This window comes from Paenibacillus sp. FW126-R14 (genome assembly GCF_058789495.1).
In genome coordinates, this window is record NZ_JBYTBS010000052.1 from 1 (window position 1) to 13,294 (window position 13,294).

General features: G+C 46.0%; 12 protein-coding genes. All 12 read right to left on the reverse strand.

Annotated elements, in window-relative coordinates:
• Positions 1-344: 344 nt before the first annotated feature.
• Entirely contained in the window at positions 345-803 is a 459-nt protein-coding gene (locus AC3WRW_RS25575) for a hypothetical protein (protein ID WP_492549058.1), read from the reverse strand.
• 279 nt (positions 804-1,082) lie between these two features.
• Entirely contained in the window at positions 1,083-2,453 is a 1,371-nt protein-coding gene (locus tag AC3WRW_RS25580; RefSeq protein ID WP_492549059.1) for a UTP--glucose-1-phosphate uridylyltransferase, read from the reverse strand.
• Positions 2,454-2,748: 295 nt separating this feature from the next.
• Positions 2,749-3,666, reverse strand: a complete 918-nt coding sequence (locus AC3WRW_RS25585; protein WP_492549060.1) for a phosphotransferase — start codon at positions 3,664-3,666, stop codon at positions 2,749-2,751.
• Between the two features lie 133 nt (positions 3,667-3,799).
• Positions 3,800-4,090, reverse strand: a complete 291-nt coding sequence (locus AC3WRW_RS25590) for an immunity 53 family protein (RefSeq protein ID WP_492549061.1) — start codon at positions 4,088-4,090, stop codon at positions 3,800-3,802.
• Between the two features lie 174 nt (positions 4,091-4,264).
• Positions 4,265-4,720 (reverse strand): methyltransferase, encoded by a 456-nt coding sequence (locus AC3WRW_RS25595; protein WP_492549062.1) that lies wholly within the window; start codon positions 4,718-4,720, stop codon positions 4,265-4,267.
• 131 nt (positions 4,721-4,851) lie between these two features.
• Positions 4,852-5,406, reverse strand: coding sequence for a hypothetical protein (locus AC3WRW_RS25600; RefSeq protein WP_492549063.1), 555 nt, complete (start codon positions 5,404-5,406; stop codon positions 4,852-4,854).
• Positions 5,407-5,525: 119 nt separating this feature from the next.
• Positions 5,526-5,852, reverse strand: a complete 327-nt coding sequence (locus AC3WRW_RS25605; protein WP_492549064.1) for a hypothetical protein — start codon at positions 5,850-5,852, stop codon at positions 5,526-5,528.
• An 11-nt stretch (positions 5,853-5,863) separates the two neighbouring features.
• Complete coding sequence (locus AC3WRW_RS25610; RefSeq protein WP_492549065.1) at positions 5,864-6,073, reverse strand: hypothetical protein; 210 nt, start codon at positions 6,071-6,073, stop codon at positions 5,864-5,866.
• Between the two features lie 70 nt (positions 6,074-6,143).
• Positions 6,144-7,904 carry an ABC transporter ATP-binding protein gene (locus AC3WRW_RS25615; protein WP_492549066.1) on the reverse strand — a complete coding sequence of 587 codons (1,761 nt, stop codon included), beginning with the start codon at positions 7,902-7,904 and terminating at the stop codon, positions 6,144-6,146.
• Positions 7,901-9,640 carry an ABC transporter ATP-binding protein gene (locus AC3WRW_RS25620; protein ID WP_492549067.1) on the reverse strand — a complete coding sequence of 580 codons (1,740 nt, stop codon included), beginning with the start codon at positions 9,638-9,640 and terminating at the stop codon, positions 7,901-7,903. The genes AC3WRW_RS25615 and AC3WRW_RS25620 overlap by 4 nt, the downstream gene beginning before the upstream one ends.
• 225 nt (positions 9,641-9,865) lie before the next feature.
• On the reverse strand, positions 9,866-10,570 hold the full coding sequence (locus AC3WRW_RS25625; RefSeq protein ID WP_492549068.1) for a TetR/AcrR family transcriptional regulator: 705 nt from the start codon (positions 10,568-10,570) through the stop codon (positions 9,866-9,868).
• A 120-nt stretch (positions 10,571-10,690) separates the two neighbouring features.
• Entirely contained in the window at positions 10,691-13,006 is a 2,316-nt protein-coding gene (locus AC3WRW_RS25630) for a M14 family zinc carboxypeptidase (RefSeq protein WP_492549069.1), read from the reverse strand.
• Between the last annotated feature and the right edge of the window lie 288 nt (positions 13,007-13,294).

Genomic DNA, 13,294 nt, shown 5'->3' on the forward strand with positions numbered 1-13,294 from the left:
CTTGATGCGCCAGCCGACTGAAAGGTACCACGCCGGATACGGAAACAACGCATTGAAAAGCCCAAGCAACACGAGTAGAAAACCACCCAACGCGAACGCCTCCTTTCCATCCTGTAAGGTTATACGCGGCTATTCGAACTCGTTGCCGAATTCCACCGGTTTTTCCAAATAGATCGATACATGCCCTATATGCGATCGGCACGATGAAGGCGGCCAGTAGAACAGCGGCAGGCTGCGTTATTGAACTATCGTTCACCGTTAACTTAATAAATGAGCCGAATGGACCTGATTCGTGAATACGGAGTTTTATATAAGTCTCACTCCTCTTCGAGTTACGAACAAAATTACTTCATATTTAAATATCCTCCACTCATTCCAAATGGAATATCCTCTTTCCCTTGTTGTACTAATCCATTCAGCTCAACATTTGGATTATCAAAATCTAATAAAGTTGAATTTCCAAACACCTCTTTTATCGGTGCAAAAATACTGTATGTAATCTTCTCTCCTGATTTAAGTTTTATTGATTTACTTCTGTCAGACTTTCCTTCAATTTTAAAAGGATTTCCTTTAGAGCCGTTTGCCAAGATTACAGGATAATACAAATAGAAATTCAAATAATTAATCTCTAATATACCTGTATTCTTTACTTCAATTGAATAAGTTCTATATTCATCATTTATCTCCTGATTTAACAAACTAATCTTAATATCATTATCATTAAAGCGATTATCTGCTTTCGTTGAACAGCTTGTTAAAAAGGTAATGAACAATATCAAAAAGATAAGAATGGAACGTCTCATTGTTTTATCTCCTTTTTATTATTTTTGCCATGTGTTGTTCAGGTTAGGCCTCCGATAAGTCGATATTCCAGATAGTAGGTTTTTTGGGTTTCTCTATATGATTGAAAGCATGAAGTAGACCAAAGTTGCGTTAAACTGCCCGTTACTTGAATGAACAAAAAGAGGAGCTGCCGCGAGGTAAGCTCCTTTACTATCATGTCTCCGTTGCTTCAACAATAAAAAATTTATAGGCCGGCAACCGATAAAGCCATCCATTTTGCAATCAATAATGCTAACCATTCAGTTAAACTGTGCGTCAAGAAGAGCTTTCAAAACTTCCGGAGTCAGTCCCTCCCCCGCATAAGAAACCAACGGGGAAATTTCGATATCCCGGCCTTCCAGCACGGAGGAGGCTACGCCTGCCTCCAGGAGCCACCGCTTATACAAATCCTGCACAAGTCGGCGAGCTGTCGCCGGGCTGTCCTTGCCCTCCTTGTTTTTGACAGGGGCGAACTCTTCCTCTCTTCGTATTTTCAATACCGTCATGCGTTCGGCGAGCGGGAAGAAATCAAAGATAAATTTTTCAAATTTAAAAGCGTTGAGCGAATCTGGCTGGACCGGATGGCCCTGATCGTCTATGTATTTGACTGCTTTATGGGCGGCGTGATAAGGAATATTCGTATCCGTATGCCGTTCGATAAAATCTGTGCGAAACAGATGGATTGAAAGGTTGGCCAGCCCGTAGGTCAAGTGGCCAGAGCTATCGGTTTCGTATATTAGCTCTTTAGGCACGTCCATGTATTCCACGACGGCGGGTCTACCGTCCTTCAGGCAAAGAATGCCGACTTTTTCCTCGGGGTAGGCTTTTTCCGCGACTTTGGTGGCAATCGGATGGTTATGATGCGCAGCAGCCCCTATAAACAGCGGATCGGCGACTCGGATCAAGGCATTATCGACATTGTAATAGAAAAGCCACTCCACTCCCCGACGTTTCAGGTCGTCCAAGGCTCCGGACCGCTTCATGGAAGCAAAGACGTCGCCGTTTCCGCTGGGGGTAAGGCCGATTTCGTCCTTAGCGGAGAGCAGGACGCGCCCTACGGAATCCAGTGCCGGCAGGACATTTTGCCGGAAGAAGAAAATGTCGTCCAGGGCATAACCGAAATACTCTGATGCCTGGAAATATCGCACCGTATCCTGATGATTCTCCGGGCTGGTCATAATGTACCAGGGGATGGAACGGCCGGCTCTCCGGGACAAGTTGAGCAAGCGCTCGGCCTGCAGCTGGAACAGCGACTTTCCTGACAGCAGCCCGATGTTATACGTCCCTTTCGGTCCTTCATGCCCCAGGCGACTTCCCTGCCCTCCGGCGACGACAAGCGCTGCGACCTTGCCTTGACGAAGCCGGTCCCAGCCGGTCTCGGTCATTTGCTTCCGCTCCTCCTCGCTGTAATCCTCCGAATCGTAAGCTTCCAAAGGCGAAATGCCGTCGGTGCTTACCGATGGCTGCTTCATATGATGAAAAAGCTCGAGGAGCGCGGCAAAATCCAGCTGTTCCATCTGATCCAGCAGCTTGTTCTTCGAAGCTTCGGAAAGCGACGGGTAAAGCCTGAGTATATGCTCCTGGCCGCAGGCTTGCGCCTTTTTATAGAGTTCGTCATATCGGTTATCCACGAAAAACCTCCTATGTAAAGACTACGAATCGCTTCGTTATCTTCCTTGATTTTATCACAGGGAAAACTACCATAGATTAACCGAAGTGCATAGGTCATGATAAACTAAAACAAGCGACAGATCGGTTCCATCGCCGCGCTATCGTTCTTCGTTAGCGCAACGACTTACTCTGGTGAATTTCGTGTTCCTCAACATAAAGCGGCATCAGAGAAGGCGGATCGTACCTTATCGCGGCCTTTAAACGACAAAATGGTGCCGATAGCCATAGCCCCATAGCCGCAACGAAATAATGAGCCTAATCCGACATTGCCCGCATGATGTTGGATTTCGCCTCTGCCACAATCGCTTCATTCCCGTCATCGACCGCTTGCATTAAGATCAGTATGGGGATGTATACCGCGATCAGCCGCGCCAGCAGCTTCGTTTCCTCGTCCGCTCCTCCGTACGTTTCGAAAAACACGCCGCGAGCGTAAGGTGGTAAAAAGCTATACGCAACGCTCAAATCGCAAGCCGGATGGCCTACGCTCAGATCGCCCCAATCAATTATGCCGGAAACGATCCCGTTCTCATTCACAAGCATATTTTTGAAATGAAGATCGCCATGTAGCACTGCATTCACCGCTTCGACACGGTCCTTTTGCAGCCTGCTAATATACGCTTCGATCACGCCGGACTCCTCCGGCGACAAGTGTTCAACCACCTTCGATAGAAAGCCCTCCAATTTCACTTTGCGCGATGCTATGTCCGTCAAGTTTCGATGATCTTGCTGAACTCCGCAATTCAGCGCCGCCTGCACCGGAAACTCATGCAATCTCCGCAAAAATTTCGCCAGCGTCTCTGCCGATAAAGCCCGGCGTTCTTCCGTCAAACCGATTGGGAAATAATCTCCTGGCACGTAGGCATAGCCAAGAAATGGTGCCGGGTATTCGTCACTTGCTTCGCCATAAAACAACGGTTTCGGATAGGGGATGGTCATATATGCCTCCAGCTTCGGCAGCAGCTTCCCTTCCATACGAATCAAGCCAACTGCAATCGTTCTTCTTGGAAACCGGAACACGTACTCGTCACCGATGAGAAAAACCGTATTGTCCCAGCCCCAGCCCAATCGCTTCACTTGCTTCGATGACAGCTGAGGGAATTGTCTGCCGATCAGCGTCCGCGCCTGCTCTTCGTTAACCTCCCACTCCGCATCCCATACATTCGTTCCTCCCATGAATTGTCTGCCTCCTCGTTCCTTACGTTATTTAGATGTTTACATTCCCTGGAAGTTACGCATAACTGCCCGTTTACTTTAATGGAATCAAAAAAGAGCTGCTTCAATGCAGCTCCTGAGCTATAGTTCTACGTTAGTTCAATTCTACCCAATCTTTGAAGATTAAAAGAATTTCCCTTAAATTTTTAGGACCACCAAACCCTTCAAAGTACCCTTCTTTCAACCTACAATGTATCCAATCATGCTCGGTTCTTTCTTTGACCAAACCTTCAAATGGTTTGTTTTCTAAAGTAGTTTCTTGAATGTTTATTTTGACACTCCAACCAGGATTATCAAGCGTTCCGATTTTCAGTCCATAACAATGTTCCCAATCTCCATCACACTGTGATAAATACCAATCTTCCAACCATTCTATTAAATTCAAATTGAAATCCCCCTGAACTATTTCATTTCAATCTTCCTTTTACTTCAATGGAATCAAAAAAGAATTGCCAAAGCGGCTCCTCAACTATCGTTACCCATTAGCATAATTGGGCTACTGATCAATCGCCGTATCAGCCTACATATTAAATACAGCCTGATAGAAGAATTTCAAGGATTATTTCTTAACCTCAAAACTAACTTTTATCTGCTCGACATCTCTTACCAACAATGTGTATTGTTCTTTATCTTTCTGATTATTGGGATCGTATTGCACATCCGTTGGGGTGTCAAATGCATAAACAGTATCACCTAGCTCACCAATTTTAGAAATGTGAATAATTTTAGCTAGTTCGATCCCATTGGTTTCCCATTGATCTTTAGGCCAAACCTCAACTCTAAATAATTCGCCTTTTCCAACCTTTGTAAGGAATCTGAACGCCATAATATCTTCATGCTTGAGTTCAACAACATCATAATTGTCTTTCCATTTGGATGGTAACGTAAGGGAGAATTTATACTTCTCATTCACATAATTAATAGTTTTTGTGGTCGTAGTGGTATCTTTTGAACAAGCCATTAAAATTTGGGCACTGATTAACAGTAATAATACTGCACGAATCAAAGTTATCATGAATGATTCCTCCTTTACACTTGGAAAACACATTTTCACCCGTTAATGGACCGAACTAAAATTTTCTCTACAAGACTGTCATTTTGCTTATACTATCGTGTCCCGTTAGCTCAATTATCTTAATCCTATTTTTAACCTAACCATTCTTTAAATTCATGTACTTTCCAGTCGCCTTCATTAATTAGCCTCTCATCTTCCAAAACAACATCAATTGCGTGTCTAATTAATTGCTTTCCTTCTAATTGAATACCTTCCTGTAAATCAGTTAAGACACCATTACATAAAGAAGCGAGCGTAGCCGCTGAATACCATCCCATCCTAAATTCAAAGCTATCCTGAGTACTTATGTAAATGCTTATTTCAACGTCCGCTTCTCTTAGTTTCCTCTCAATTGAACTCAATGGTTTTTGTTTGCCAAATAACCTTGAGATAAAGGTTTCCTTTTTACTCTTTTTTTCAATACGATTAACAAACAATTCAAAGCCTGTCATTAATGCGATATTATTCAGACTTCTGTTCGGACAATCGTATATGATGACCTTGAATGGAAGAAGACCTGAATGATGATTGAATGAGAAAGCAGGATGTATTTCTGCGTCTATATTAAGTTTTCTAATTTCAGACAACCATTCTGGTATAATGCTATCATTTATATCCTTTAAGTGGATAGTAAGATCGTAACTCAAATTATTTTCTCCTTCTATTGGGATTACTGCAACGAGATATTACTATTCGACTTGTGACTGACTTTATTAACTGCGTTAGTTTAATGAATTAATGCGATGGGTTAAGTGTTAAGAAAACATCAGAATGCCCAAACTTTATTGCGTTTCATGCCGATCTTGGTTGCTTCATCCGACAATTCCTCAAGGTTGTCAGAGCAAACCTTTTCGTATGAGTTAGTTCGACGACCCTCATCGCACTCTGATCGAAGATAAAAGCAGCTAGCCAAGTGCATCTTGTCCGATGTCGCATTCTCTTCATACACGTTTAACACTAAGCCTTCTGGATTCTTCGCGAACCAATTCTCGTAACCAACATCGTCCTTGAAAAAACGGTGAATCATGGATTTCTCTCCCATCGTTACGGATTGTTTGCTATCAATTCGGAAAGTTGATTCTGTTAATAGCATTCGCCAAATGGTTAAACTTTCCTGCCCATTACTTCAGCGATCGGGAGTAGATCATCGCGGGGATAATTATTTCCCTCGACAAAAGGGTCAAGTTCTTGTCGCCCGTCCACAAAAGGGTTAAGTTCTTGTCTTTCATGCGCGACAAGAACTTGACCGATTGAAAACAAATACCCGCGCTCTTTATGCGGGTTTGAATCGGCTATTTTCTTGTCGTTCGACATGCCGCTCCACCGGAATCCTCGGAATCAATAACTAAAAAAAGCCCGCGTTTTTCCGCGGACTTCGTTTGTCTTACGCATATTGCAATCGATAGAGCTGTGCGTATCTCCCGGAGCTCGCCAGCAAACGATCATGGTTCCCTTCTTCCACAGCTTCTCCGTTCTCTATGACGATTATTCGGTCTGCGTTGCGGATCGTCGATAAACGATGCGCGATCACAATCGCGGTGCGTCCCTCCATTAGCCGTTCCAAGGCTTGTTGAACGAGTTCCTCCGATTCGCCGTCCAGCGCGGATGTAGCTTCATCAAGTAGCAACAGCGGCGCATCTTTCACCATTGCGCGTGCTATGGCGATACGCTGGCGCTGACCGCCGGACAATTGTACACCATGTTTGCCGACACGCGTATCCCAACCGTCAGGTAACTGATGGATCAATTCCGCCAAACCTGCTTCATGAACGGCATGCCAAATGCTGTCATCGGTTGCTTTTGTATTGCCCCATGCGATATTTTCTCTAATCGTACCGTCAAATAGATAACAGTTTTGAGGTACATACGTGATAAGCCCTCTTACCGCTTCCTGTGAATACCGCCCGCGCGGTTGCCCGAATAATTGAATGTCCCCACTGTCAGCTTCCGCGAGCTCCATCAGATAGCGTACCAGCGTCGTCTTGCCTCCGCCGCTGCCGCCGACAATTGCCAGCTTTTCGCCGTTTTTGACTTGCAATGACATATTGTTAATAACGGGAAAATCGGTATCGTACGACACCGTGACGCATCTCATATCGATCGCATGCTCCGCGTTTGCGTCCGCCTTTGCCGTATTTTCTCGCATTCGCTCTTCGGGACGGTCAAGTATTTCCTTAACGCGCACCGCGGCAATCGTTGCGTATTGCAGCTGATGGTACGAGTTGGTCATCAACAGCACGTCATTATTGATTTGCGACTGCATAAGCACGATGAACACCACGGTTCCTAAATCGGTCATGCCCATATGAACGAACACGCTCCCCGTGACAAGCGTAAAAACGATCGCGCTCCATTGTATGGCAGAACTCGACGATGAGCGCATAGCGTTATACTTAGCGCCTCGCATCGCATAAGTATAAGCAGTACCGGAATCGGTCTCGTATTGTTCCCGTAAATGCGAAGCAAGCCCAAACATACGCACGACGATGCTACCTGCGATCATGTCGATCATTCGCTGCGTCAGGGTCGACATAATGCCCGTTCGTTTCGTATTGCACGTATATTCTTTGCGAATGCACGTTAGGTTCGCATAGATGCTAATGAATACAAATACGAGATTCATCATGCCGATGGCAGGCTGCATCACGATACAAATGACCGTGGATATCAGGATGCTGACAGGAATGGCGAGTAAACTGCGATCGCCGGTCATCATGGAACCGAAAAAGACGGCCGTGCGTTCCGCATCCATGCTCATGCGAGCGGCCAAATCGCCGGACAGCTGCCGATCCGCTTCCGCTGCGGGCATCGCGGTCAATTTTGCAAACAGCGCTTTGCGTATCTGTGCAAGGCCAAGGACATGTATTCGTGACGTATGGAAATTTACAGCAGTAATGACGATGATACCTACGACCACTGTGATGGCAACAATGCCGATCGTTTCCAGCATCGCTGCAAAATTGCCCGTTGCGGCGTGCGCCGTCGTTTGTCCGATTAAATAGGCGGAGGTGATCGACATCCATGCGTTTTGCAGAATGCTGAGCATGGAGCATAGAAGAAAACGCGTTCGCCAAGACCAGATAAACCGCCAAGACCATGCCATCATTCGAAAGGTGTGCCGGATACTGTCAATCGCTGATTTCATGTGTCCGCCTCCTGCGATTTATAGAGTCGATAATATACGCCCTGTAACGTCATCAGTTGTTCATGCGTACCATTTTCCGCAATTCGACCGTCTTGCAGGCATAATACACGGTCGATATTACGAAGGGCAGACAACCGATGCGCAATAACGATCGTGGTGCGTCCACGCATGAGTCGCCGAAGCGCTTCCGAAACCAGTGCTTCCCTTTGTGTATCAAGCGCGGAGGTAGGTTCGTCAAGCAAGAGAAGCGGAGCGTCCTTCACGATCGCGCGGGCAATCGCGACCCGTTGCCGCTGTCCACCGGAAAGACGAAGCCCACGTTCGCCAATTTCACGTTTCACATCGACATCGTTTAGCAGCGCGGCGTCGATCGCGGCTTGTATATGAGCGTTCGTAGCGCCTGGATTTCCTAATGCCACATTGTCCTCTATGCTTCCGGCAAACAGATACGTATCCTGCCCCACATAGGAGATATGTTCGCGAAGCGAGTCCGTCGACCACGCCTCTACGGCATGGCCGAATAGCGAAATTTCGCCTCCATGCTTACGGTATAACGCCATGAGCAGTTTAATCGCGGTTGACTTGCCCGAACCGCTTGCGCCGACGAGCGCAATATGCTCGCCTTGCTTGACGGAGAAGGATAACCCGTTTAAAACGGGCGGCTTATCCGGGTACGAGAACACAACGTTATCGAACAGGATAGCGTCTCCTTTCGGCTTCATTTCCGTTCCGCCCGTTGGTTCAGGCAACAGATCCCACAGCTCGAATACGCGGGAGGCGCAACCGCGCGCTGTTTTGAAATTTGCTAAGACGGATGAAAAGTCTCCGATCGGGTTTCCGATGAAAACACTCAATATAATAACCGACATGACGCCGCCGGAAGTGATGTGATGGATGCTTGCCAAATACACGCCGAATCCGCAGATGATGATTTGCGGTAGGAAGAACAATACCTTACCCAACGGGGAGAGCAATATTGTCGCACGGTTGGCATTAATTCCGCTAATGGCTGCTCGATCCACCACTGCGTCGTACCGGTGACGCAATCGTTCGCCCAAATTGTACGCCTTTGCGACTTCGTAGCCGCCCATCAAGTTATTCGCAATGGACAGTGATTCACCGGCCGCTTGCTGCCACTGTATGACGAAACGAGTTAACGGAGCCGAGATTTTTATTTGCAACAATGCGATAACCGGCACAATGGCTAGCGAAAATAGCGTTAATTGCCAGCTTATTAGGAGAGATGCGATAAGCGCCACGAGGCCGATAATTTGCTGCGGTAGCCGCACCGAGTAATAATTTAGCAAAGCCCCGTTGATTTGGCCTAGATCGCTATTCGCGCGAGTTAGGATGTCACCTATCCGTTGGGAATCAAGGGTCTGTTTGTCAATCCGGGTCACGACTGCAAACGTTTTGTCGCGCATTGTACGCTCACACAGCTCACCGTATTTGATTCCGAGAAATTGCTGCAAATATTGAGATGGAATAAACATCGCGAGCGATAATAAGAGAAGTGCCGTCTGCTTGTTTATGATTGTGCCCGTTGCGCCATAATCATCAATGATTGCACGAAGGCACTGCGTCATGATGCATAATATGGCAGATGTTAACACGGAGAATAGGATCGTTGATGTAAGAACTGAGGTGTGTTTCGCATTGACTGACAAATAACGCCGCATGACTTGTATTGTGCTTGGGGTTGCTTCATGCGTATCCGGCATACTGTCTACACTCATGTACCCATCTCCTCATTGAATGAATAATTCATTCATTTTCATTCACAAAATTTAGCACGCTAAGGCGTGCGTGCTGAGTTTGATGCCGTAATACCGGTATCGCTGTCGATTTGATTCTCTTAACGGCCCTTTATTCCCACACCCCCTTTTCGATGAATGAATAATTCATCCATTAATATTCATTAAGTTTGGCACGCCGAAGCGTGCCAGAACATTGTCGTTATGTCACTTGCAGTCGATTAAGTAAGCTCTCGTCACAAGATCGACGGCGATTTCACGGGCTGCATCGCGTGGCACCGAGATTTCGGGCATTACGATGTTGGCATTCATTGCCCACCATGTCAAAATATCATTGATGCATTGCACGTGGACGCGCGGGTAATCCAATTTCCGGATTTCGCCGGCTTCCATGTAGATCGTCAAGTTATGCTCGAAAACTTGGAAGAACCTATCCTTCGCGGGGAAAAAGGCGTTTGCCAATTCGCGAAGAATATTCGCGTTCGTTTCGATATTTCCGGTTGCAAGAAGGATGTCAGCACTCATATCGAAAATATCCGATACCATCTGCTTGAAGTGCTTGGTGATCGATCCGTTCGCGTCCGCGATGTGCAAAATATCGTTGAAGATCCGGTCATAGAGCTTCACGCAAAGCTCATTCAAATGGTTCATGTCGGCCTCATCGACCGGCAGCGAAATATCGGAGTCGAGATAGTCTTTCTCCACTGCCGCGCGAATGACAAAGGTGAGAATAGCCTTTTTGCTTGTAAACAAATTGTAGATCGTACCGGTGGCAACACCAGCCGCGGTAGCAATTTCTGATACTTTCGTATTCGCGTACCGTTTTGTATTGAAAAGCCTGCCTGCATGAAAATAGATGCTATGAAGTCTTGCGTCAGCCACGTCACACCTCGATATGAATGATTCATTCATATTGTATACACATAGATGCCTGTTGTCAATCCTTTCCAATCGAAGCATTCCGCCCGCTGTAACTCAAAAATACGAGCAAGAGAGACAGCCAATTGACTGCCTCTCTCCACCATTATCAAATTAGTTCTGAAGAATTTTAGAAGCCACGAATGCAAGATCATCGATATCGATTTTGCCGTCTTTGTTGACGTCGACCTTCTTCGCATCATCCCAATTAGCGTCGCCTGCTTTAGCGCCATAGTAGTAAGCAACCATAGCAAGGTCGCCGATATCGTATCTTCCGTTTTGGTTCAGGTCTCCATCGCCGTAAATAACAGTGACGATGTTTACCGTTTGCGATGCTGATCCGGCGCTAACTTCGGTTCCATCCGTACCGATACCGACTTCTGCACTTATTTGGAGATTGCCGGCTCCTGCAGCTTTTGCTCTGAACACCAGGTTCACGATGTCTTGATCGCCACTGATCGAACCTTTTAGATTTGCTACGAGCAAATGAACAGTACCGCCATTAACGACTGGCTCTGCAATGATGGTTGATTTGTCATTTGCAGCGCTTGCGGAAACAAACTCAAACAAATTCGAATCGAATTGAGCTTTAATTTGCTCTGCATTTACGTTAGCAGGCAGATTGCTGAGGCTTAAGCCGACCGAAATATCCGCTCCGATCAGAACTGGATCGTTGACGTTAATTTTTACAGACGGAGGCAAGGCAGTCGGTAAGCGATCGTTTTTGATATAGCGATAGATCGGAAGCTCCTTTCCTACTGTAGAAGCGATAAAGCCGTATGTCGCATAACTTTCAGGAGACTCAGGCTCAAGTCCCATGACAGCAAATGAGGAAAGCACTTGATCCATGTTGATCACATAGCTGCCGGCAGGAATCGTTTTCGTCGCTTCGCTTACACTCGTCTTTACTTCTTTCTCAATCGGATCTGTACCGGAAATATTTTTTACAGACGTTACGGTATAAGCTTCGACTGAAGTTTGAACTTCTTTGGTCAGCTTTTCAACTTTCAGACCGATCGTCTCAAGCTTCTTCACAGCAACAGCAGTCTCTTCCGTTTCCGGCAAAATGTAAGCAGTCGGACGCGCTCTTTCCAATGTTGGTACCGCTTTTGTCGCGCTTTCCCAAATAATCGGCACTTCGACTACGTCTAATTTGGAATCGCGGATCACTTTAAATAAACGCTCTTCCTGCGGATTCATACTGTCTATGACAACTTTATTATTCGGATCGTACGTTTTACCTTTATTAATCAGGTCTTCACGAGCTTGTGTTGTTGCCTGCTTAATCCGATCCGCATTATTAGCGGTTACATCGATAAATGCGGCAGCAGCAGATGCTGTTGCAAACACCCGGCGCTCGTAATCGTACCTGCCGATTGTGATTCCTCTAGACTCAATCAGATACGATAGCGCCTGTTTCATTCCATTCGCATTACGGCCAATACGGGAATCCGTGCTGCCTTCGGTCAACACCGCTTTCTTCGTAGCGGTTCCAGAGGAAGCCGTCGTGAAATAATCCGTGCTTCTGATGCCTTTACCGCTTAAGATCTCGCGAACTTTAGGGAGAACATCGTTATGCGACATGTCGCGAATGCTGTTGTTAATATTCAAGTTCTTGCCTGATGTAATTTCGAGATCGTGATAAGACCATGCGAAATCCGTACTGCTGATCGGACTGTCCGGACCGCGGAACGAAGAGCTGCGAGATGCGACTGCCGTGTTGTATTCATGCGTATCCAGGTAAACATCCGGCATGTATTTGCTGCTTGCTTGATTCAGCGCCTGAATTTCAGGTGTCTCCAGTTTAATAAAATCGCGGTTGGCGTCAGTACCGTTTGTAGGTAGCGTCACCCCGCGTTGGAATAAGAATGATCCGTCGGGGTTAACACGTGGAACGATAATGATATTAATTTTGTCGAGAATGTCACCGAATTTTCCTTCTGTGATCCACTTCGCGATAAGCAAGCCTGCTTCGGTTGCGGATGCCTCATTCCCATGGATTTGGTTTTGAATCCAAATCAATGGTTTTTTCTTTTCCTTTCTCACCTGTTCAGGCGTATCCTTGGTAAATAACAGCAGAGGCAGGTCTCTTCCTTGAGGGGACTTTCCGTAAATTTCAAGATGCGCGTTGGGATTCGTTTGGGCAATATTTTGGATAAACGCCATCATCTCTTCTTGTGTTGTAAATTGAAGTCTGTCTGCAGAGCTGAATGCCGGCGTGTTGAAAAACTCTTTCGCAGTAACTCCGGCTGGAACCGGACTCGGGTAATACGTTTGGCTTACCCCCGGATTGCTTGGTGTGGTAGGATTGGCTGTCGGCCAATAACCTGTTTCCGCAGCAGCGGACGTAACGGCCAACCCTGCGGCAAGTGTGAAGGCGAGCACGGATGCATTCAGTACTTTGAACGGCTTGCTTTTTAAAATTTTCATTTCCTTCCTCCTCAACTGGATAATTAAAATGTAAGCGCATTCCATTTGTTGTAGAAAGCGCAAATCATCCTGGCCAAACAATGGCTGGATACATTTTGTAACATAAAACTTACAAAACTATCCCTACTTCTTTCATTACTCACTATCATGCTTTATTTCGCTTGATATTTTTTATTATAAGAAACACCTACAAAAACTTAGATAATCCTACAACATACCTTTACATTATTTTTATAAAACTTTTAACCCCCTGAAGTGGCAGATTTCAATAAAAAAAAGCCTTGTTGA

What these genes read in the sequence shown, in the direction of transcription:
- AC3WRW_RS25615 (WP_492549066.1), bottom strand. Translation starts at nt 7,904, where the DNA reads ATGAAATCAGCGATTGACAGTATCCGGCACACCTTTCGAATGATGGCA.
- AC3WRW_RS25575 (WP_492549058.1), bottom strand. Translation starts at nt 803, where the DNA reads ATGAGACGTTCCATTCTTATCTTTTTGATATTGTTCATTACCTTTTTA.
- AC3WRW_RS25595 (WP_492549062.1), bottom strand. Translation starts at nt 4,720, where the DNA reads ATGATAACTTTGATTCGTGCAGTATTATTACTGTTAATCAGTGCCCAA.
- AC3WRW_RS25625 (WP_492549068.1), bottom strand. Translation starts at nt 10,570, where the DNA reads ATGAATGAATCATTCATATCGAGGTGTGACGTGGCTGACGCAAGACTT.
- AC3WRW_RS25630 (WP_492549069.1), bottom strand. Translation starts at nt 13,006, where the DNA reads ATGAAAATTTTAAAAAGCAAGCCGTTCAAAGTACTGAATGCATCCGTG.
- AC3WRW_RS25620 (WP_492549067.1), bottom strand. Translation starts at nt 9,640, where the DNA reads ATGAGTGTAGACAGTATGCCGGATACGCATGAAGCAACCCCAAGCACA.
- AC3WRW_RS25605 (WP_492549064.1), bottom strand. Translation starts at nt 5,852, where the DNA reads ATGCTATTAACAGAATCAACTTTCCGAATTGATAGCAAACAATCCGTA.
- AC3WRW_RS25610 (WP_492549065.1), bottom strand. Translation starts at nt 6,073, where the DNA reads ATGTCGAACGACAAGAAAATAGCCGATTCAAACCCGCATAAAGAGCGC.
- AC3WRW_RS25585 (WP_492549060.1), bottom strand. Translation starts at nt 3,666, where the DNA reads ATGGGAGGAACGAATGTATGGGATGCGGAGTGGGAGGTTAACGAAGAG.